16 protein-coding genes and 1 tRNA gene are annotated in these 21,779 nt (G+C 35.7%); 8 read left to right on the top strand and 9 right to left on the bottom strand.

Annotated features, from left to right (window positions below):
* Positions 1 to 28: 28 nt before the first annotated feature.
* Positions 29 to 3,910, bottom strand: a complete 3,882-nt coding sequence (porU, locus tag A6I66_RS07505) for a type IX secretion system sortase PorU (RefSeq protein WP_067147237.1) — start codon at positions 3,908 to 3,910, stop codon at positions 29 to 31.
* Between the two features lie 264 nt (positions 3,911 to 4,174).
* Here porU and gldJ point away from each other — a divergent pair, with 264 nt between their 5' ends.
* Together gldJ and A6I66_RS07495 are read left to right on the top strand one after the other, a co-directional pair.
* Positions 4,175 to 5,863, top strand: a complete 1,689-nt coding sequence (gene gldJ, locus A6I66_RS07500; protein WP_211267542.1) for a gliding motility lipoprotein GldJ — start codon at positions 4,175 to 4,177, stop codon at positions 5,861 to 5,863.
* An 85-nt stretch (positions 5,864 to 5,948) separates the two neighbouring features.
* Complete coding sequence (locus tag A6I66_RS07495; protein ID WP_067147235.1) at positions 5,949 to 7,229, top strand: UDP-N-acetylmuramoyl-tripeptide--D-alanyl-D-alanine ligase; 1,281 nt, start codon at positions 5,949 to 5,951, stop codon at positions 7,227 to 7,229.
* 249 nt (positions 7,230 to 7,478) lie between these two features.
* Here the strand turns inward: A6I66_RS07495 and A6I66_RS07490 are convergent, their stop codons facing one another.
* From A6I66_RS07490 to A6I66_RS07455, 8 genes are all read right to left on the bottom strand, one after another.
* On the bottom strand, positions 7,479 to 8,249 hold the full coding sequence (locus A6I66_RS07490) for a LuxR C-terminal-related transcriptional regulator (RefSeq protein WP_067147459.1): 771 nt from the start codon (positions 8,247 to 8,249) through the stop codon (positions 7,479 to 7,481).
* 112 nt (positions 8,250 to 8,361) lie between these two features.
* Positions 8,362 to 8,436: transfer RNA gene (locus A6I66_RS07485), tRNA-Val, on the bottom strand.
* Positions 8,437 to 8,501: 65 nt separating this feature from the next.
* Entirely contained in the window at positions 8,502 to 9,719 is a 1,218-nt protein-coding gene (locus A6I66_RS07480) for a bifunctional folylpolyglutamate synthase/dihydrofolate synthase (protein WP_067147233.1), read from the bottom strand.
* Between the two features lie 3 nt (positions 9,720 to 9,722).
* Positions 9,723 to 10,604: an energy transducer TonB gene (locus A6I66_RS07475; protein ID WP_067147231.1), complete on the bottom strand. Its 882-nt coding sequence runs from the start codon at positions 10,602 to 10,604 to the stop codon at positions 9,723 to 9,725.
* A 1-nt stretch (position 10,605) separates the two neighbouring features.
* The gene (locus tag A6I66_RS07470; protein ID WP_067147229.1) at positions 10,606 to 10,998 is read right to left on the bottom strand and encodes an ExbD/TolR family protein; all 393 of its coding nucleotides are present in this window, start codon (positions 10,996 to 10,998) and stop codon (positions 10,606 to 10,608) included.
* A 1-nt stretch (position 10,999) separates the two neighbouring features.
* Entirely contained in the window at positions 11,000 to 11,701 is a 702-nt protein-coding gene (locus tag A6I66_RS07465) for a MotA/TolQ/ExbB proton channel family protein (RefSeq protein ID WP_067147227.1), read from the bottom strand.
* Between the two features lie 100 nt (positions 11,702 to 11,801).
* Positions 11,802 to 13,196: a sodium:proton antiporter NhaD gene (nhaD, locus tag A6I66_RS07460; RefSeq protein WP_067147225.1), complete on the bottom strand. Its 1,395-nt coding sequence runs from the start codon at positions 13,194 to 13,196 to the stop codon at positions 11,802 to 11,804.
* 488 nt (positions 13,197 to 13,684) lie between these two features.
* Positions 13,685 to 14,749 (bottom strand): anhydro-N-acetylmuramic acid kinase, encoded by a 1,065-nt coding sequence (locus A6I66_RS07455; protein WP_067147224.1) that lies wholly within the window; start codon positions 14,747 to 14,749, stop codon positions 13,685 to 13,687.
* 95 nt (positions 14,750 to 14,844) lie between these two features.
* Here A6I66_RS07455 and A6I66_RS07450 point away from each other — a divergent pair, with 95 nt between their 5' ends.
* The 6 genes from A6I66_RS07450 to A6I66_RS07425 all read left to right on the top strand — a co-directional run bounded on the left by A6I66_RS07450 (position 14,845) and on the right by A6I66_RS07425 (position 21,776).
* Positions 14,845 to 15,987: an acyl-CoA dehydrogenase gene (locus A6I66_RS07450; protein ID WP_067147222.1), complete on the top strand. Its 1,143-nt coding sequence runs from the start codon at positions 14,845 to 14,847 to the stop codon at positions 15,985 to 15,987.
* Positions 15,988 to 16,116: 129 nt separating this feature from the next.
* A complete protein-coding gene (locus tag A6I66_RS07445) occupies positions 16,117 to 16,452 on the top strand; it encodes an arsenosugar biosynthesis-associated peroxidase-like protein (RefSeq protein ID WP_067147219.1) in 336 nt (111 codons plus the stop codon).
* A gap of 65 nt (positions 16,453 to 16,517) precedes the next feature.
* A complete protein-coding gene (gene arsS / locus A6I66_RS07440) occupies positions 16,518 to 17,573 on the top strand; it encodes an arsenosugar biosynthesis radical SAM (seleno)protein ArsS (protein ID WP_067147217.1) in 1,056 nt (351 codons plus the stop codon).
* A 41-nt stretch (positions 17,574 to 17,614) separates the two neighbouring features.
* On the top strand, positions 17,615 to 18,112 hold the full coding sequence (locus tag A6I66_RS07435; RefSeq protein WP_067147215.1) for a rhodanese-like domain-containing protein: 498 nt from the start codon (positions 17,615 to 17,617) through the stop codon (positions 18,110 to 18,112).
* On the top strand, positions 18,105 to 18,713 hold the full coding sequence (locus tag A6I66_RS07430; protein ID WP_067147213.1) for a TIGR04282 family arsenosugar biosynthesis glycosyltransferase: 609 nt from the start codon (positions 18,105 to 18,107) through the stop codon (positions 18,711 to 18,713). The genes A6I66_RS07435 and A6I66_RS07430 overlap by 8 nt, the downstream gene beginning before the upstream one ends.
* A gap of 141 nt (positions 18,714 to 18,854) precedes the next feature.
* Positions 18,855 to 21,776, top strand: a complete 2,922-nt coding sequence (locus tag A6I66_RS07425; protein ID WP_084399554.1) for a PEP/pyruvate-binding domain-containing protein — start codon at positions 18,855 to 18,857, stop codon at positions 21,774 to 21,776.
* Positions 21,777 to 21,779: the final 3 nt, after the last annotated feature.

The following is a 21,779-nucleotide window of genomic DNA, read 5'->3' as shown; positions in this document are numbered from 1 at the left end:
TAGTTTAGTTAGCAAATATAAATTTTTCTTACAGTATTACAAGTTTCTCTATTTTTTCTACGGTTTTATTCAATAATTCGGAATGCACTTTAAGTTTATACACATATACACCCTTCCCTATTTTACCTCCAAAATCATCACGTCCATCCCAAACAATATCTCGCGACAAGGAACTATTTGTCACAGCACCTCCTGAAGTTCTCCCATTTAAAGTGCGTACAAGTTTTCCAGACACCGTAAAGATCTGTATTGAAACGCTTAAAGACTCCGAACTATTGTGGTTGAACCAAAATTCGGTATAATTCACAAACGGATTTGGGTAATTAAGAACGTTATTAATAACCAATTCTTGATTTTGATCATGCACTATAAATTGAATTTCGGAAATAGAAGAATTATTGTATACATCCCAAGCCTTAAGGGTTAAGGTGTGCAATCCTGGCTCTAAATCTCTCATTGGGAAACTAACAACACCACGCGTATAATCGTCAACTTCGGTTTGATAATAATCATTTAAAATAATAGGATTTTTTTCATCACCATCAATAATAGCTACAATGTCATGACCGATACCACTGGCGGTATTTACACCATTATCATCTTGTAATTTCACTAATAAGGTTGGCGATTCGTTAGTGATGCCTCCAGACACAAAGTTTTCATCATTCATGTAAAGATTAATCACCGGACCAATATTGTCCTCAGCAGCATTTTCATCCAAACCACCAATTTTAACCGTATTTTCACTAGCTCCAGTTTGGTTGATAGTGAGTTCATCATTTTTCGAATAAAAACTCACTTTTCCAAAACCTACAGGAATACCAATGTCTTTAGGCACTACAAACTCAAAATCAAATGCACCATTTTTTACTGAAGCCTGACCTCTAAAAATAATCTCTCCTAAAGTTTTAAAATCTAAAATAACCAACTCTCCATTTAAACGTGTACCATCGTTCCCCAAAGTACTTCTATCAATATATTTATCATAAATAGTAGTAGAGAGCAATCCCGAATAATCGTTTAAAACATTCCCAGAAAGATCGACCACCTCGCCCGACAATTTAACCTTACTTAAGGCTTTTAATGTATCCGTTGATTGCGCTAATGGCACATCGTTAATTTTGGTTAATCGGATGCTAGGTTTAGGAAAGCTTAATTTCATGGCCGGATCACCAATAAAAAACACCAATCTTCGCTGATTGTTATTTGACACAGCGGGATCGGATTTCGCAAGCCTCAAAGATTCGCCCATAGATGGATACTCATAATCTCCATAATTGTCATTTTCGTTATATGAAAACAAATATTGCCCAAGAATATTATTAAACGAAATGGCAAAACTTACATAAATTTGTCTGGTTGTAGTTATTAAACCAATAGCCCCCGCTTGCTTATTCCAAAAAGTAAACTCTCCAGCAGTTTCACGATATGGATTATCAAAACGGGTAAACTCACAAGTTACCGTAACAAAACAGTTGAGTTTATTATAATTTCTGAAATTTTCGATATTTACTTTATCCAAAATACGCTCTTGGGCTAAACCTTCTTCCCCCCCATGACCAAAGTAATTAACAACCAATGCACCATTGTCAACTGCATTAGATATTGCCGTATTAACGGTAGGATACCTGTTTCCTCCTGCTGAAGTTTCTTGCTGATAAGAATCACTATGAATTTTAACAACATTTATAAAAGGCTTTTTCTCAGCAACCAAATTACCTACATTATCGGTTGTTTCCTGTAAAATACCTTCCCAATCGGCATCGACATCGTCTGAAATCACTACAAAATTATTGCGCCAACTTCCAAAAGATTCCTTTTCGTAATACTGAGCCACTTTATCAACAAGCTCTTTGGCCCGCTGTTGAGAATCGGCAACAATTCTGCCCACTGCAATGTCTAACATGTCGGTTGAAGCCATACTCCCTTCATTGTCTCCCATCATACCGTAAAAATCATCAGACACATAAGAATTAGCCAAACTAAAACTGTTATAAGAATACCAAGAAGGCACTATATTAGTATTATTAGGGATACGATCTTTATAATCGAAAGAGCCATCCCCAAACAAACATAAGTACTTTAATCTTTTACTAGGTTCACTGGCATTATCATATACATATTTAACCATATTTCGAATAGCACCAACATCTTGATTGCCTGTACTAAATTCGGCATAAATTTCATCTAGGCCTACCACTTTAACTTGCAAACCATTCTGCTCTCGGTTAATACCTGCTAAACGTTCTGCATGATTAAGCATATTATTTGGCGCTACAATGATATAGTCAATATCTTGAAAATCCCCTTGAGCATTTTTAAATATATTCCCTTTGATATCCTGATTAACGACTTCGGTTTTCGAATCTACTTGAGGCGTAAAATAATCGGATGCTGTTACGGCCACATAAGTTTTTAAACTCCCCATGGTTGACGTAAAACTAAATACAGCATCATTTTGGGTGTTTGCAACACTAGAAACATTATACAAATCGGTAACATCCCACACTTCCGAAACTGCCGTAGCGTTAGATATATTATACTGTGCTATACCAGATACAGATTCTACAGCACTGTTTTTAAACTGAAATTGTTTTCCTGAAAAACTTAAGGAACATTTAGCTTCAATGGCAATATAATCTAAATAGGATTCAATACTTGGATTTCCTTGATTATTGAAATTAAGCCCAACCGATATCCTAGAACTACTCACATCAACCGCTCTATTAAGCGAACTACCCGAGGCCAAATTCGGACTAGAAACACCACGTAAAGTAATGGTAGACAAAGCAGCACCATTTACATCAACATCAAACGAACATGTGGTACTATTAACGGCGCCTACTAAAACTTGTAGCTGAATGGGCTCAGATGTAATAATATTCGGAAAATCAAAGTCAAAAACCTGGCGATTTTCAACATCGAAACGATCACCAAACCAGCGCCTCCCTAAGGAAATTAAATTATAATCATCTAGCTCATGAAACTGATACGCTTCATAATTATCAATAACCAAATCAGGAGTACCCGAAGGCTGAGCAAAATTCTGAATACGTTTTCCTTCTGTAGAACCCACATTTATATAATAATAGGTCTTATCAGCATAACAATTAATATGCGTATTGCTTTCAGCATTAAACCCTTGCGGACCGCGAGCATAAAACAATATATAATCCTGATCGTTAAAAACCCCATCCTCTTCACCAACAAACTTTATAGCATTTTCTGGAACATCATATGGATACGGTTCAGCATTAGAATATGGAATCATATCGCCCCCATGACCAAACAAACGAATTCTTTTAGGGTTCACATTATTCACATCGACACCCAGACGTTGTAAAAAACTTTTAGATAACCTAAAAACCCCTGTGGTATCAACGTAGAAACGGTACCATTTTCCAGAATTCAAAACTGAATTAGTCAAAACTTTTGACGATACATAATTCTTTTGGGATGCCCTTCTATTGGTGACGGCACCCAAACTATAGTTCAATTGAAAAGAAACAATTTTCTTATAAGTTCCATTGGCATCCTTAATGATTGGTTTTAACTGAAAACTAACATAACGCTTGTTCCTAGCGGCAGTATTTTTTAATTGAAATTCTAAGGCTCCTGGAACACTACTTACATCAAGATCTTTTAATTCTGAAGCACTAATGACTTCATAAACTACCTGACTAAGTGTAGCTGATGCTTCATTAACGAGATTTGAAGCTACCAACTGATCTGTAAAGAGCAGACCATCCTCTGAAAAAGTAAAGTTTTCTGAATTAAAATGAGGCACTTCAAAAGAAAAGCCCGTTCCAGATATGGTTTGAGTGCCTTCCCATGTAATCGTATATTTTTTTTGTTGCGCAAACAACCCAACTGTGGTTAGCAGTATTAAAAGGAAAAAATTATTTTTCATCGATAAAATAACGTCATTAACAATATGTTATTATTTAAACAAATAACATTTTTATAAAGTAGTTCAAAAATACAATAATAAATTTGTTAAACCTTCGTTAACATAACACAAAAGGCAACGGAAAACAGATAAAATCATCGTTGTAAGGCGCAAAAAACAGGACGAAATACACGTTTTTTTAGTCAAAATGTAATTAATAGCTTGCAATATTCGGTATAATTCTTATATTGCAGCACCAAAACATGATTTAGCTTACTTAAAAGTATGGATATGAAAAAAGTAGTCGCATGCAAAGTTTTAGCGGTATTAGCACTGGCTATAGCTTCAACGAGTTGTTCAAAATCTTCGAGCTCTAGAAATAGTTCAAGAGCTACTGGATGGCAACTAAATTCTCGAGAGGGTGGCTTTCAGTACAATACAAATTTTAGAGAACAAGAAACTGCTCCAGGATTGGTATTTATTGAGGGAGGAACTTTCACAAAAGGACGTGTTCAGGACGATGTAATGCACGATTGGAACAACAGTCCAAGTCAACAACATGTCCAATCTTTTTACATGGATGAAACTGAGGTAACCAACATGATGTACATGGAGTACTTAGATTGGTTAAAACGTGTTTATCCACCATCAGAAGGAAACTTTAGAGCTATTTATAATGGTGCTTTACCAGATACTTTAGTTTGGAGAAATCGTTTAGGGTTTAATGAAGTAATGACAAACAACTACCTACGTCACCCAGGATATGGTGAGTACCCTGTAGTTGGTGTTAGCTGGATTCAAGCTGTTGAATTTGCAAACTGGAGATCTGATCGTGTTAATGAGAAAAATTTAGAAGATTCCGGTTATTTACAACGTGATTCAAAAATCACAGAAGTAACAGCAGACCAAACTTTTAGCACCGACACTTATATCAACTCCCCTTCAAGTACTTATGGCGGAAATGAAGAAATTCATGATGGTCGTGCAAGAAGTAGAAATGCAAGAGTAGATGAAGAAGGTAATGAAACAGGTGTATACGCTACACGTGAAACAGGTATCCTTTCTCCTAAATACAGACTACCAACCGAAACAGAGTGGGAATATGCTGCTTTAGGATTAAGTGAAATTAGAGATTACAACTTATACCGTGGTCGTAAAAAATACCCATGGGATGGACAATACACACGTTCTGGAAAACGTCAAATACGTGGTGACCAATTGGCTAACTTTAAGCAAGGAAAAGGAGATTATGGTGGAATCGCAGGATGGTCTGATGATGGAGCCGATATCACAAATGCTGTAAAATCATACGATCCAAATGATTTTGGTTTATATGACATGGCTGGAAACGTTGCTGAATGGGTATCTGATGTTTACCGTCCGATTATCGATGATGAATTTAACGATTTCAACTACTACCGTGGAAACGTTTATACTAAAAACGCTATTAACGATGATGGTACTGTAAAAATCGTCACTCCAGGAAATATTGTTTATGACACTTTATCTAACGGTAGAGTTATCGCAAGAGACTTACCAGGTGAGATTTTACAAGTTCCAGTTGATGAAAACGAAACATACTTAAGAACTAACTTCGATAGAAGTAATCACATTAACTACCGTGATGGTGATAAACGTTCTTCTCGTTATTTTGAGAGCTTCAATGATGAAAACCTTGGAAAAGACCCAGAAGCTGAAACCAGACAAATGTACAACTCTCCTAAACACTCTATTTCAAGAGATTCATTAGGTAACATTATCAGAGAGTATGACAAAGCATCACACAGAACATCTTTAATTAATGATGAAGTACGTGTATACAAAGGAGGTTCATGGAAAGACAGAGAGTACTGGTTAGACCCTGCTCAAAGACGTTACTTCCCTCAAGATATGGCAACAGACTACATCGGATTTAGATGTGCAATGTCTAGAGTTGGATCAAAAAGTAAAACGAAAAACAAAACGAAAAACTAATTCTAGTTTTTAAACAATAAATTAAAGTCCTAACGCCCGTTGTTAGGACTTTTTTTATACATTTATTTTAATAAAATCTTTCCTTTTGAAAACAGCAGAATTACATAATCTATTTTTAACCTGTAACGGGGTTTGTACAGACACAAGAACACTAAAATCAAACGATATGTTTTTCGCCCTTAAAGGTGATAATTTTAACGGAAACCACTATGCTAGCCAAGCTTTAGCATCAGGAGCTAAATTTGCAGTTATAGACGAGGCATCCACACATAATTCTGAACAAACAATTTTAGTAGACAATGTCCTTGAATCACTTCAAGAGCTCGCTTCTTATCACCGTAGTTATTTAGGTGTTCCTATTGTGGCCTTAACCGGTAGCAATGGTAAAACAACAACCAAAGAACTTATCAACGCTGTACTATCACAAAAATATAACACGACAGCAACCAAAGGGAATTTAAACAATCATATTGGTGTACCACTAACCCTCCTATCGATGAATAAAACTACGGAAATAGGTATCGTAGAAATGGGAGCCAATCACCTTAATGAAATCGCTTTTTCATGTAATATTGCTAAACCTGATTATGGTTACATCACAAATTTCGGAAAAGCCCATTTAGAGGGCTTTGGTGGTGTTGAAGGCGTTATAAAAGGGAAAAGTGAAATGTATCAACATTTGATCAAGTATGACAAAACCATATTTGTAAACACGAATGACCCCATTCAAATTGAAAAAACAAAAGACGCTCACATATACACCTTCGGAAAATCAGAGCATGACAATGATGTCGCTATAGATTTTAAAGAAGCTCAACCTTTTGTAAACTGCATTTATAAAAATAAAACAATTCATAGTCATCTTATAGGTGATTACAACTTTAATAATATTGCAGCTGCAATTACTATCGGACATTATTTTAAAGTCGACGACAGTGCTATTAAAACCGCAATTGAAAGCTATATCCCAACAAATAATAGATCGCAAATTATAAACAAAGCAACAAATAAAATTATTCTGGATGCCTATAACGCGAATCCAACAAGTATGAAGGCTGCCCTACTGAATTTTGAAAAACAAGAAGGTAAAAAAATAGCCATATTAGGGGATATGTTTGAACTTGGTGCAGAAGCCGATAAAGAGCATGCCGACATTGTAAAACTTGCGACTTCACTTAATATTGATAAATTATATTTTTTAGGTGAAAATTTTAACAAGGTACAAGAACATTCAGACAAGCTGGCTTTATACCCTTCATTCGAAACTTTTAAAGAAAATGTACCGGTACAAGATATTTTAAATGCTACAGTGTTAATAAAAGGGTCACGAGGTATGGCTTTAGAGCGCGTTTTAGATCTTTTTTAAAAACTAATCAAAGGAGGCCCTAATAAAAAAATGCCTGCCTTATAACGAATATAAAACAGACATCTATAAATAATTCTCCCTAAGAACTAATTAATAGCAATTCAAAGTTGCAATTATATAGACAGTATAACAATACTCAAATTGAGTAAATCCAGGGATTTTCGATAAAGTACCAAAAATGCCGATTATAAGAAAAAGATGTTATTTGGATAATTCGTTTCTAAGAAAGCCTTTGAATATGATCTGAATCTAAATGAGATTTGTATTCATTTTAATCATACCAACCAATTCACCTGTAGACGAAATATTCAGTTTTTTAAGAATATTACGTCTATGAGTATCTACGGTATTAGCGCTAATATTAAGCTTTTCAGCAATCACTTTACTTGAATGATTTAAGACCAAAAGACGAATGACATCACGTTCGCGGTTACTAATACCTTCAGAAAGTAATTTTTGAGAAAAGTTATTATAGTATACCGTTTCGTATTCATTATTATGATTCAGCAATTTTGCCGATGCACAAATAGGCATGCTGATTTCGGGAACTAAAACGGTATAATGAGCTAAACCTATAATAGGCTTATTACCACTATCAAATTCTAATGGCGTTGTATTTTGAACGATATTTACATAGCTATCGCAATTATTCTTTAACCTATAATTCCAAGTGTAAGTCATTTTACTACGCTGCTCTACACTAATTTCATTTAAGGTAAACTTCATAAGGTCACTTAGGGCATGTAACCATAAATCTAGGTCATCAGGGTGCATACGACTCCAAAAATAACGCATGCCTTTAGACTTGACTTCCTCGCTGGTTAAACCCAAACAGGCATGTATATTTTTACTAACGTATTCGAAAGATAAATCTTGAGTATTTGTAATACAGAAAAAAGTAGAACTATAAGGCAGAAAGGTATCCAATTCGATAAGCTTCTCTATATGCTTTTCTAAAGAAGGGTGACCGTGTGAGCTAAAAATTGCTCTATAGGTATCATGAATACTATCGTTTGGCATGTGACTATTTTTTCTAAAAACAACAATATTTGAAATTACAATATTATTTTGAAATAGCGACAGGAATAAAAACAAAAAAGCTTGATGAAAAATCATCAAGCTTTTTACTCTGTGGGCGCGAAGGGATTCGAACCCCTGACCCCTTGGGTGTAAACCAAGTGCTCTGAACCAACTGAGCTACGCGCCCTATCAATTAGGAGCTGCAAATATACACTACTTTTTCACTTTGCAAAAACTTTTTTTAAAAAATTTTTAAATTATTTCTGCAACCACAAAAGTACTCCCTCCAACATAAATAAAGTCGTTAGAATTAGCCTGATTTAAAGCAGAATTATATGCCTCATTTACAGAATTATAAGCCTCTCCCTCTAGTCCGTAAGCGGAAAAAGCAGCTTTTAAGTCAGTCGCAGCTAAACCACGAGGAATATTTGGTTTGCAAAAATAATAAGTGGCATTTTTAGGTAACAAATCGACAATTGACGTCAAATCTTTATCGTTAACCACTCCAAAAACAATATGTAAGTGCTCAAATTCTTCTTTTGAAAGCTGATTCATGACTTCTGTTAGTCCATCTTTGTTATGACCGGTATCACAAACAACCTTAGGATTGGCATTTAAAATTTGCCATCTACCTAAAAGCCCAGTGTTTTTTACCACGTGTAACAAGCCTCGTTTTAATTGTGTTTCGGTTATAGAAAAACCTTGTTCACGAAGTTCTTCTACAGCTTGCACTACGGTTTTAATATTTTTTATTTGATAACTTCCTATCAAATCGGAAGGGTAAATAGTTTTAACCTGATGATCGGCAAAAACAATTTTAGCATGACGTTCTTTAGCTAAACCTTCAAAAACAGACGCAGTCTCTATTTGAGTTTCACCTATCACAACAGGCACATCTTCTTTAATGATACCACCTTTTTCAAAAGCAATAGCCTCTAAAGTATCTCCTAAAAACTGGGTGTGATCTAATCCTATATTGGTAATAACGGACAGTTCGGGGGTAATAATATTAGTAGAATCTAGTCGTCCGCCCATCCCTACTTCAATAACAGCGATATCAACTTTTTCTTCTGAAAAATACTCGAATGCCATGCCCACGGTCATTTCAAAAAATGATAGCGTATGCGATTCAAAAAAAGCTTTATGTTTCGCAATAAAATCGACTACAAAGTTTTCAGAAACAGGAAGACCATTAATTTTAATACGTTCTCTAAAATCCTTTAAATGTGGTGATGTATACAAACCCACCTTATAACCTGCTTCTTGCAATATTGAAGCAAGCATGTGGCTTGTAGAACCTTTCCCATTAGTTCCAGCTACATGAATAGATTTGAATGTATGATGAGGAAAGTTTAAATGCTGTGCAAGCAGCACTGTATTGGTTAAGTCTTTTCTAAAAGCTGAACCTCCTTGTTTTTGATACATGGGGAGTTGAGAAAACATCCACTCAAGCGTATCGTTATAGCTCATGTATTATTCACTAATTTTAAAGTTGACACTTACGAAGCCTATTTGACGTGTAGGTGCATTTGGATCTGCTTTCCATTTATGGGACATAGCAATTTTTTTTGCTGGTTCCAATAAACAAGAGGCTGTATTTGTAGAACCTTTATAACCTGGAGTTGCTTCAATAACATTACCACTTTGGTTTACAACAATTTGAACAACGACCATTCCCGATTCGTTACAGTCTTGTTTTAATATTGTAAATGAGGCCTTTCCTCTACCGTTTAATCCGTAACCTACGCCGCCACTGCCAGAACCTTGTCCACCAAAATAACTAGAAGCATACGGATTTCCATCCAATTGCCCTTTATCACCAGATCTACTATCATTTCCTTCTCCGCCAGTTTCTGAGCCATCAGACTTTTTCACACCACCAATTAGAGCATCTAACCTTTTCTTTTTTTCGTCTTGCTCACGCTTTTCTTTAGCCTTTTTTTCTGCTTCTGCCTTCGCTTTAGCCTCGGCTTCTGCTTTAGCTTTGGCATCAGCGACCGCCTTTGCTTTAGCTTCAGCTTCCTTTTGTTTTTTTATGGCTATTTCTTCCGAGTTGTCTGCTGTTAAAACCTCCTCTTTAGTTTCTGTAGGTTGTGCTGGTTCTGGCTCAGCTTCTTCAGGAACATCAGGTTGTGGTGGTTCTTCAACCTCTCGAGGTTCTGATTTCACAGGTTTTAATGGCTGTACATCCCCTTTACCAAAATCTGAATTACCAAAATTTACAGCCACACCATATTCCTCTGGCGGGTCCATATATTTCGTACCAACCACAAATAAAAGCAGCAAAATAATGATACTAATTAACGCCGTTAATTTTGCCGAATTTCGTTCGTGTTTGGTTCTTAAGTATTTCATGTTATTTAGGCTGAACAGCTAAAATGACTTTAAATTTATTTCTATTGGCTATATCCATAACCTTTACAACATTTTCCACGGGCACCGATTTTTCTGCTCGTAAAATAATAGTTGGCTTTTCTGCAGAAGATAAAGCTGTAAGCAGCTCATTTTCTAAGACACTTTCGCCAACACGTTTTTGATCGATATAATACGTTAAATCCTTTTTGATGCTTACCGCTATAGATTTTTTATTTTCCGTTTTACCACTGGCTTTAGGTAATAAGATATCAATAGCATTAGTAGTTACTAAAGTAGAAGCAATCATAAAAAAGATAAGTAGTAAAAATACAATATCCGTCATAGACGACATATTGAATTCTGGAGTTACTTTATTTCTTCCTCTAAGATTCATACTAAGTTGGCTCGTTTAAGTGATCTAAAAACTCTAAAGAATGGGCTTCCATTTGATACACCACCTTATCGGTTTTCACCACCAAGTGATTATAAGCCATATAGGCTACAATACCAACAATTAAACCAGCTACTGTAGTAGTCATAGCCGTATATAAACCACTAGCTAAAACATCCATTTGAATACTTCCTCCAGCGTTTGCCAATTCGAAAATCGCTAATATCATCCCAACTACCGTACCTAAGAAACCAATCATAGGTGCCGCTCCAGAAATAGTCGCTAGAACACTAACGTTTTTTTCTAAACCATAAATTTCTAAACGTCCAGCATTTTCAATAGCTGTATTTATATCAGCAAGCGGTTTTCCAATTCTAGAAATCCCTTTTCCGATTAATCGAGACACCGGAGAATTAACTTGGTTACATAATTGTTGTGCCGATTCAATTTTACCATGACTCACATGGTCTTTAATTTGATTCATGAAATTAGCATCTATAGTGGATGCCGCTTTTATAGCGAAAATACGTTCGAAATAAATGTAAATAGCTGCGACAAGCAATAAGAACAAAATGGCGATGATAACCTGTCCTGCTACGCCTCCGCTAGCAATTAATTCAATAATTGAAAGTGTTTTTTCAACCGATTCTCCCTCTGGAATCGCATCAACACCATCTGGTGTTTCTTGTAATAAAATATTCAGCATATACTTGGGGTTTATTGCAACATTATAACGCTGCTTTTTTTGTTAAAGTATAAATCTAAAGCGACTCATCCTTTTTTAATTCGTTTAATAAATTATAAGATTAGAATAAGGTTCTAGTTACCATAAATACAGCAGATCCTACTAAGAAACCGATTAAGGCCAACCAAGAAATCTTTTTTAAATACCAAAAGAAATCGATTTTCTCCATTCCCATAGCAACAACACCTGCTGCCGAACCAATAATTAACATACTACCACCTGTTCCTGCAGAAAAGGCAATAAAGTGCCATAATTCATTATCTGTAGCTTCATGGAACATCCCCAAACTTGCTGCCACTAAAGGTACGTTGTCAATAACTGCCGAACCTACACCTAATAATAGAACAACAAGATCTGAAACACCTTCACCACTGTGAATTTCCGTTCCAATCATTGGCATCATTTCTTGTAAACCACCGGCAAATCCAAATAAAATCCCTAACGATTCTAAAGCTGCAACAGCCATTAAAATCCCTAAGAAGAATAAGATACTTGGTAATTCAATTTTAGATAATGAATGGTGTACCGGACTGTGGTGTGCATGCGCTTCACTTTCAGCACTATCTATTTCTGTAATACTAAATTTAGACTTACTATATATTTCAGCAAAAATAGCCACTACAGCTAAAGATAACATCATCCCTACATAAGGTGGTAAATGCGTCACGGTTTTAAAAATAGGCACAAAAACAATCGCTCCTAAACCTAAATATAACATGATACTACTTAATCTAGAAGGTTTTGAATCTACACCATCCTCTGTTTCAAGCTCTCCTTTAAATACTGGTAAAAAAGAAGCTATAAAAGTAGGTACTGCCATACACATTAATGAAGGCACAAATAAATACCCTACTAAGTGTCCTGTAGTTACTTTGTTACCAATCCAAAGCATGGTTGTTGTAACATCACCAATTGGAGACCATGCCCCACCAGCATTAGCTGCGATAATAATTAGACCAGCATAGTATAAACGTACTTCTTTCTCCTTTACAATTTTTTGAAGGATAGAAATTAATACAATAGTTGCTGTAAGGTTATCAATAATCGCAGATAAAATGAAGGCTAAGATTGAGAATATCCATAATATTTTAGTCTTTTTCTTCGTGGTAATAAATCCTTTGATTGTAGAGAAACCATCGAAATAATCGATAATTTCAACAATGGTCATAGCCCCTAAAAGAAACACTAAAATTTCGGCTGTTTTACCTAAATGGTGTAATAAGGTTTCCTCCATAAGGTGTTTTTTCTCCTCTAAAGGGAAACCTCCAAAAGTATCTATTAAAGTATGTGTGGATGAATCAAACCAGTTAGGAAACATATCTAATCCTAAAGCGACTAAGGCCCAACATATGGCCATCATGATCAAAGCAGGGATTAGTTTATCTATCTTTATACTATGTTCCATTGTAATGGCTAAATAGCCCAATACAAATACTAAAATAATTGCTGCTTCCATAAATTCTGTTTGTTAGTTTGTTGTGTGCTATTATAAAACGGCAGCACATATTTCCGCTTTTTAATTTTGTTTGTTTATTAATTCGTTTGTTATAAATCAACAAAAAAGGCTTCAATTGTTATTTATATGTCCTTCCTCAAACACACAAACACATGAGCCATTTTTCAATTTAAAAAGATAACATCAAACTCGTGCTATTCATTGTGGTTCAATAAAAATAGCCTCGTTTTTTAACAGAGTGATCAAAAAATCAAAAAAAACACCTAAATCGTTTCTTTAAACCTAAAGATTTCATCCCTGTTATTATTACCCAACACCATCAATAACTTTAAGTCCATCATTTTGCAAAACAGCTTATTTTTAGACACTTATCAGCATTATTGTTTACACTGAATCTAAATAAAAGCTATTTGACCGTCGATTTCATAAAATCATCAACCGAACAAATATAAAAAACAAAACACTTTGACCTTACTTTTTTGGAATTTTTAGGGAAGAAAAATTTTTCCAGAACTATGATTTTTGGAAGCCCCCGTAACACTTTGTAAGCAATTCACTTCATTTCTTAGTTTTAGAACACCAAGAAAACCAAATATAAGCGCCTCTTTAAACTCAACAACTTCTCGAGAAGGAACTATAAATTTGCTATCTGAATAATACTGCAATCTATACAACAGGAAATTATGGTAAGCACCGCCACCAGTAACTAAAACGGAAGCGTCATCTATAATATTAATCTCAGTAGCCACCTGAATTGCGATATGCTCTACAAACGTTCTTAAAATGTATTCAACACGTAACTCATAGGAATCAATAAGTGGAAAAATCACCTCTTTAACCCACTCCATCCCTAAAGACTTAGGGTGTGGCTTTTTAAAATAATCTAATTCATTTAAATCGGATAATAATTGATAATCAACATAACCTTTTGATGCGATTTTTCCAGCATCATCATATTCCAATCCTAATGGTTTGACATAATGATTTAGTACGACATTCATAGGACAAATATCATAGGCGATTCGCTGGTCATCTATAGCTGTAGAAACATTGACAAAACCTCCTAAATTGAGACAAAAATCATACTCTGGAAATAAAAGATGATCACCTATTGGAACTAATGGCGCTCCTTGTCCGCCCAATTCTACATCCTGAACTCTAAAATCACACACCACTTTTTCGTTTAGTATTTTAGCAATTTCAGGTAGATTACCTATTTGCATGGTCAACTTCTTTTCAGGCTGATGCAATGCTGTATGCCCATGTGAACAAACAGCATCAATGTCTTGTATATTATACTTCTGAATGAAGTTTTTAATTACATCAGCAAGGTAGTTGGTATACACGATATCAATGTCATCTAACTCCTTTTTTGAAAGCGACACCAAATCGCTTAACTGAGTTTTCCAGGCTTCGGTATAAGCAATCGTTTCTGCATTAATAATTTGAAATTGCCAGGTCTTATCTAATTTAAATTGCAGCTCAACTAGATCAATTCCGTCAAGTGAGGTTCCAGACATGACGCCTATAATGTGGTATTGTTTCTTTAACATATGATGGTAAAAATAGTAAAGCAAATTAAATAATTTATACTAAAAAGCTATATTTGATAAAAAAAACAACTAAATAAACTAAATAATTACGAATTATGAATTTTACACTCTCAGAAGAACACCTCATGATTCGCGATGCTGCTCGCGATTTTGCTCAAAACGAATTACTCCCAGGGGTCATTGAAAGGGACAACAACCAACATTTTCCAGATGCATTAGTCAAAAAAATGGGAGATCTTGGTTTTCTTGGTGTTATGGTAGACCCCAAGTATGGCGGAAGCGGTATGGATGCTATTTCCTATGTTCTCATTATGGAAGAGCTTTCTAAAATAGACGCCTCGGCATCTGTAATTGTTTCAGTAAACAACTCTTTAGTTTGCTATGGTATTGAATGTTATGGCACAGAAGCACAAAAACAAAAATATTTAACCAAACTGGCAACAGGTGAATTTATAGGCGCTTTTTGTTTGAGCGAACCCGAAGCCGGAAGTGATGCCACCTCACAAAAAACAACAGCCATAGACAAAGGTGATCACTACCTAATTAATGGCACAAAAAACTGGATTACAAGTGGCGGTCGTGCCGATGTATATCTAGTAGTGGCACAATCTGATAAAGAAAAAGGCTCACACGGCATCAATGTTTTTCTTGTTGAAAAAGGCACGGAAGGTTTTCATATTGGTCCGAAAGAAGATAAGCTTGGTATCCGCGGAAGCGACACACATACCCTACAATTTAATGACGTTAAAGTTCCGAAAGAAAACAGAATTGGTCCAAATGGTTCAGGATTCCGATTTGCAATGAAAACACTCTCGGGAGGACGAATAGGCATTGCAGCTCAAGCACTTGGTATTGCTGCCGGCGCTTACGAACTCGCACTAAAGTATTCGAAGGAACGCAAAACTTTTGGTGTTGAAATCTGTAATCATCAAGCCATAGCCTTTAAGCTTGCCGATATGGCTACCGAAATTGAAGCTGCTAGATACCTGGTTATGAAAGCTGCATGGGAAAAAGACCAAGGCATGAATTACGATTTTTCTAGTGCCATGGCGAAACTCTACGCCTCTAAAGTAGCCATGACACAAACCGTGGAAGCCGTTCAAATACATGGCGGCAATGGTTTTGTAAAAGAATACCATGTAGAACGTTTAATGCGTGATGCGAAAATTACTCAGATTTACGAAGGCACTTCAGAAATTCAAAAAATCATCATCTCAAGAAGTATAACGCGTGACTAATTCGCATTTTAACGGTTAACTTATAAATCCGTTGTAACTATTTTCAAAATATTACTGCGGATTTTGTTATGTTAAAAGTAACTTATCGACTTAAAATTTTAGATTTACCTCGAGACACAATAAAATATTATGCAGAAATCATATTACGACCCAGCCGATTTAAAAAAATTTGGCAAAATAAGTGAATGGAATGAAACATTAGGTGAAAAATTTTTCGATTACTATGGAAAAGTTTTTGAAGAAGGGGCGCTTACCGCTCGTGAAAAGGCTTTAATCGCTTTAGCAGTTTCGCACACCGAACAATGTCCTTATTGTATTGATGCCTATACCAAAGACAGTTTACAACGCGGTATCACCAAGGAAGAAATGATGGAAGCTGTACATGTAGGCGCTGCCATTAAAAGCGGGGCTACTTTAGTCCATGGGGTTCAAATGATGAATAAGGTGAATAAATTGGAAATGTAATCTGATTAGAAATTACGTTTATTTCGTTGCCAATTTATAACCTACACTAAAAATTAAACATCTCAATGCCCATACAGTCTTTAAACAAACGAGAAAGCGCTTTAAAGAAAAGTGAAGCACAGCTTAAGATTCTGTCTAACGGAATTTTCCAAAACGGTGAATTACCTACTTTTAAGGCTAAAATTTCGGAAACCCAACAATATCCTCTAAAAGCAAAAAAACTAGAGATTTTACAAATTAACTTAGGCTATATGTGCAACCAAGTTTGTGCACATTGCCATGTTGATGCTGGTCCGGACCGTAAAGAAATCATGACACGCGACACCATGCAGCAGTGTTTGGATGTTATAAAAAAAACCGGGGCTCATACTTTAGACCTTACCGGTGGTGCACCAGAAATGAATCCGAATTTTAGATGGTTCGTTGAAGAAGCTGCAAAGGCCGGCATTCAAGATTTTATTGTGCGCTCCAACCTAACCATTATTCGTGCCAATAAAAAATACCACGACCTCCCTGAATTTTTCAAGAAACATCATGTGCACGTGGTAAGTTCTATGCCGCATTGGACGAGAGGAAAGACAGATAAACAACGCGGTGATGGTGTTTTTGATAAATCTATTCAGGCATTAAAAGACCTCAACGCCATAGGTTATGGCATGCCCGGTAGTGATTTAAAATTAGATTTGGTTTACAATCCATCGGGAGCCTTCTTACCAGGCGACCAAGCTTCGATGGAAAAAGATTTCAAAAAGGCTCTGAAAGAAGATTTCAACATCGATTTTCATCACTTATTTGCTATTACCAATCTCCCTATTTCAAGGTTTTTAGATTACCTCATTGCTTCTGAAAACTATGAAGATTATATGTACGCCTTAGTGGAAGCCTACAACCCTACAGCCGTTAAAAGCGTTATGTGTACCAACACGATTTCGGTTAGTTGGGACGGTTTTTTATATGATTGCGATTTTAACCAAATGCTGGAACTTCCAGTAAATAGTCCGGTGAAACATATTTCCGATTATAATGAAAACTTGTTAGAAGGGCGAAATATTACGATTTCCCAACATTGTTATGGATGTACAGCTGGAGCAGGAAGTAGTTGCCAAGGTGTGGTTACTTAAATTTCTGTGGAAACAGTAACCAAAATATAAGTCTAGCACACATGAAATTACACTTTCTTTTTTTCATAGGTTTTATTAGCTGTTTGCAACTTTATGGTCAAAAAACTATAGAAAAACTTTTAGAAAAACACAATCAACATAACATCCCCTATTTATATGTTGATTCACTTGCGAAGCATTATAACAAATTTGTGCTTTTAGACTCTAGAGAACAAAAGGAGTACCAAGTTAGTCACCTTGAAAACGCTATATTTGTTGGCTATAATTTTTTTAGCATAGATTCTGTGATTCAAAGAATCCCAGACAAGCAAACAGAAATTGTCGTGTATTGCTCCTTGGGTATGCGTTCTGAAAAAATAGCTAACGAACTTAAACAGGCAGGTTACACCCATGTAAACAATCTCTATGGCGGTATTTTTCAGTGGAAAAATAACGACTACCCTGTTTACAACAAGCAAAATAAAAAAACCGATAGCATCCACACCTATTCAAAATCATGGCGCAAATGGTTAAAAAATGGTATAAAAGTTTATGAATAAAGCACTCGTAATTGTTTTCGTTAAAAATGCTAAACCAGGCAAAGTAAAAACCCGATTGGCCAAAACTATTGGAAACGAAAAAGCTGTTGAAATTTACCAAGCTTTGTTAGAAATCACAGAAAGGGCCACTGAAAATATTTTGACAGATGTTTCCATACATTATTCTGAATTCATAGACAACAGCTTATGGAAAGGAGCTCATAAAACCACCCAACAAGGTCAAGATTTAGGTGAACGTATGAAGAATGCCTTTCAAAACGCCTTTCAACAAGGCTACCAACGCGTGGTTTTAATAGGTTCTGATTTACCGAGTTTAACAAACGAACACCTTAACAATGCCTTAGAAAATCTTCTTAAAACTGAGGTTGTTTTTGGTCCCGCACAAGATGGCGGATATTATCTTGTTGGCCTAAGTAAAATGCATGCATGCATCTTCGAAAACAAACCTTGGAGTCAAACGCAGTTACTTGAAGTAACTCTACAAGAACTTTCAGAAAAAAACATTTCCGTTACCAAGCTAGAAACTTTAAACGACATTGACACTTTCGAGGATTTAAAACCGTATCAGCACCTATTGAAGCTGCTTTCTTCAGAAAAGTAAAACAGTACACTTCACTTACAAAAACAAAAACTTAGACTAATTCACAAATAGTGATATGGTCATACACTACCTATGCCATAAAATTTATATCTTTATTTGCTTATAAATTAATTTAACTAACATAAACTCCCTTATTCGTATATGAAATTACCAACCTTCCAGAAGTTTACAACCAAACTCATGGTATTGGGTTGTCTTGGACTTAGTTCGCCTGTAACTGCTCAAGACTTACCCATTGAAAAAATTAAATCTCAAATTGAAGCATACAAAAAAGATGTTAGAGGGCCATACCACCGTATTAAATGGTATTGCGACGATGGCACGATGCGTGAACCTAAAGATCCATGTCCAGATAATATTGGAGGTATTCAACATGCCAGCCTTAAAACTGACGTTGAAAAACTAGGCAACGATCATCATATATATTTCTCTAATATCCTTGCTCAAAATGAAAACGAAGCCTTTTGGGATGAAGCACACAACAACAGCCGATTAAAACAATACCAACTGGTAAAGTTTTTACAGAATGCAGATGACGGCTGGATTTACAGACGCGGACAGTTTTATCGCGGGGCTATGCAATCGGAAGACGAACAGAATTGGGGCTTAGAATTTTACGAATGGTTATTAAAAAGTAACCAACGCACCAATGGCCATTTCTTTTTATTAAAACAGTCTTTAACCGATATTCCGCATTCAGGAGATACCAATTTGGCTCAAAAAATGCGTAGTGAATCAAAAGTTCTTGGTAATGAGGTGCCTTCGTTTATGAAGCTTAGAATTAAAATACATGGAAATCCAGAAAAAAGAGATATCGCTTCAGTAAAAGACTATGTGTCTAAACACAGTTCGACACTATCTGAAAACGAAAAGAAGGAGTTCAATACGTTGATAAACACCATGGAGGATTACTACAAACCTCTTGACATCAAAGACATTAAAAACCTAACGAATAAACTTTCTTCAACACATAAATCTAAAATTACGGAGTTATTAAATGCTTACAGCGAAAACGCTTCTGCCAAAGAACAAATTTCTGCATTAGGCTCTGTATTGATGTATATTAGAAAACACTTTGATGCTTTAAGTTCGGCCAAAGACAAACTTTATGCCTTAGATATTTCTAATAAAATTGAAAAGACAGTTTTCCAAACTTCACAAGAATGGCAACCAAGCCACCTACGTGACATGCTTGAAAAAATAGATTATTTAAGTTACATCGCCGCTGCAACTGGGCTTATTGAACTTTGGGAATACGACAAAGCCAATCACGATTTAACGTTATACAAAGACAAAAACCACTTAACCATCGCCGAGTTAAATGATGTTTTAGGAACCTCTAGAAGTATTGTAGAGTGGAGTGCTGGTATGGTAAAAGCGGTTTATAGTGAAACTGTTGAAACTTACTCGCAGTTTGAGCCTAAAGCTTATGGTTTTATCGATGATAGAATTCGTTCTTCCATAGCCTTAGATTTAGGTAACAGCGTGGCTATTTTAGGTAAATATATCTCTGAAAAATCATCCATTAAAAATGAAGTGATTGGTGTTTCTAAACCAGCTACCATTAGAGGATTAAACCCTGGTTATGCCTATGGTGAATTGGTCGTGGTAGAAGGATCTATTGAAAACATCGACTTTTCTAAAGATAAAATTTATGTATTTAACAGACCACCTTCAGGCTTAAAACCTGTAGCTGGTATCATGACAGTTTCTGAAGGAAACTTGGTTTCACACGTACAGTTACTTGCAAGAAACCTAGGGGTTCCTAATGCAGCACTTTCGCAGGGTAACCTAGATGATTTAGCGAAATACAATGGCAAAAAAGTATTCTATGCTGTTTCAACAAAAGGGAATGTTATTTTAAAAACGGAAAAACAAATGACTTCCGAAGAAAAAGCCCTTTTCAGTAAAGTGGAACGCAGCACCAATAAAATTACAGTTCCTGTAGATCGCATTCAATTAGATCAAACCGATATTTTAAATATGCGTGAAGTAGATGCTTCCGATTCTGGAAAACTTTGTGGACCAAAAGCAGCTAATTTATCACAATTAAAACACATGTTTCCTGATCACGTTGTTGAAGGTTTTGTAATTCCTTTTGGAATTTTCAGAAAACATCTTGACAACCCAATGAAGGGACAAAATATGACCTATTGGGAATATTTAAAACAAACGTATCAAGAATGTGAAAACATGAAAAAGGCTAATAAAACTGAAAATGAAGTGGAAGCTTATCAGTTTAGTCGCCTAAGTGTTTTAAGAACGGCCATCATTAACATGGATTTAAACCGTGATTTTATTGCCCAGTTACGTGAGCATTTCAAAAAAGCCTTTAACAAACCTATTGGAGAAACCCCTGTGTTTTTGCGAAGTGACACTAATATGGAAGACTTAAAAGAGTTTACCGGTGCTGGACTCAACTTAACCTTATTTAATGTTCTTACTGAAAAGAACATTATTGATGGTATTAAACAAGTTTGGGCCTCACCATATATGGAAAGAAGTTTAAAATGGCGTCAAAAATATTTACTTAACCCAGAATATGTTTTCCCTTCAATTCTTGTTATCCCAGGTGTAAACGTAGATTATTCTGGAGTGGTAGTAACGACTGGAATTAATGCTGGTGGAAAAGATGATTTAACCATAGCCTTTAGTAAAGGTGCTGGTGGTGCTGTTGATGGGCAGTCGGCAGAAACAAGAATGGTTGCCAGTCATTCGAACCAATTATTGTCCCCTTCAAGAGAACCAAGCTTTTTAAGCTTACCAAAAACAGGCGGTACCAAACGTGAATACACCACCTTTGAAGCGCCTATCTTATCTGAGAAAAACATGCAGTCGGTAAGAGACATGGTGGCTCAGGTTCGTAAAAAAATGCCAGAACAAACTGGCTCGGACTACAGAGGTCCGTATGATATGGAAATGGGCTTTAAAGATGATAAACTTTGGTTATTTCAAATACGACCATTTGTAGAAAACAAAAAAGCTTCTAGTTCGGAGTACCTAAAATCAATCACACCAAAAATTGATTACAAACAACACGTTGATCTAAATTCAAAAATTTAAAAC

This window comes from Pseudotamlana agarivorans (genome assembly GCF_001642835.1).
In the GTDB taxonomy this organism is placed as follows: Bacteria; Bacteroidota; Bacteroidia; order Flavobacteriales; family Flavobacteriaceae; genus Pseudotamlana; species Pseudotamlana agarivorans.
Note: the sequence above shows the minus strand (reverse complement) of the source record. Positions and strands in the feature narration are given on the sequence as shown.

What these genes read in the sequence shown, in the direction of transcription:
- porU (WP_067147237.1), bottom strand. Translation starts at nt 3,910, where the DNA reads ATGAAAAATAATTTTTTCCTTTTAATACTGCTAACCACAGTTGGGTTG.
- gldJ (WP_211267542.1), top strand. Translation starts at nt 4,175, where the DNA reads ATGGATATGAAAAAAGTAGTCGCATGCAAAGTTTTAGCGGTATTAGCA.
- A6I66_RS07490 (WP_067147459.1), bottom strand. Translation starts at nt 8,249, where the DNA reads ATGCCAAACGATAGTATTCATGATACCTATAGAGCAATTTTTAGCTCA.
- A6I66_RS07480 (WP_067147233.1), bottom strand. Translation starts at nt 9,719, where the DNA reads ATGAGCTATAACGATACGCTTGAGTGGATGTTTTCTCAACTCCCCATG.
- A6I66_RS07475 (WP_067147231.1), bottom strand. Translation starts at nt 10,604, where the DNA reads ATGAAATACTTAAGAACCAAACACGAACGAAATTCGGCAAAATTAACG.
- A6I66_RS07470 (WP_067147229.1), bottom strand. Translation starts at nt 10,998, where the DNA reads ATGAATCTTAGAGGAAGAAATAAAGTAACTCCAGAATTCAATATGTCG.
- A6I66_RS07465 (WP_067147227.1), bottom strand. Translation starts at nt 11,701, where the DNA reads ATGCTGAATATTTTATTACAAGAAACACCAGATGGTGTTGATGCGATT.
- nhaD (WP_067147225.1), bottom strand. Translation starts at nt 13,196, where the DNA reads ATGGAAGCAGCAATTATTTTAGTATTTGTATTGGGCTATTTAGCCATT.
- A6I66_RS07455 (WP_067147224.1), bottom strand. Translation starts at nt 14,749, where the DNA reads ATGTTAAAGAAACAATACCACATTATAGGCGTCATGTCTGGAACCTCA.
- A6I66_RS07450 (WP_067147222.1), top strand. Translation starts at nt 14,845, where the DNA reads ATGAATTTTACACTCTCAGAAGAACACCTCATGATTCGCGATGCTGCT.
- A6I66_RS07445 (WP_067147219.1), top strand. Translation starts at nt 16,117, where the DNA reads ATGCAGAAATCATATTACGACCCAGCCGATTTAAAAAAATTTGGCAAA.
- arsS (WP_067147217.1), top strand. Translation starts at nt 16,518, where the DNA reads ATGCCCATACAGTCTTTAAACAAACGAGAAAGCGCTTTAAAGAAAAGT.
- A6I66_RS07435 (WP_067147215.1), top strand. Translation starts at nt 17,615, where the DNA reads ATGAAATTACACTTTCTTTTTTTCATAGGTTTTATTAGCTGTTTGCAA.
- A6I66_RS07430 (WP_067147213.1), top strand. Translation starts at nt 18,105, where the DNA reads ATGAATAAAGCACTCGTAATTGTTTTCGTTAAAAATGCTAAACCAGGC.
- A6I66_RS07425 (WP_084399554.1), top strand. Translation starts at nt 18,855, where the DNA reads ATGAAATTACCAACCTTCCAGAAGTTTACAACCAAACTCATGGTATTG.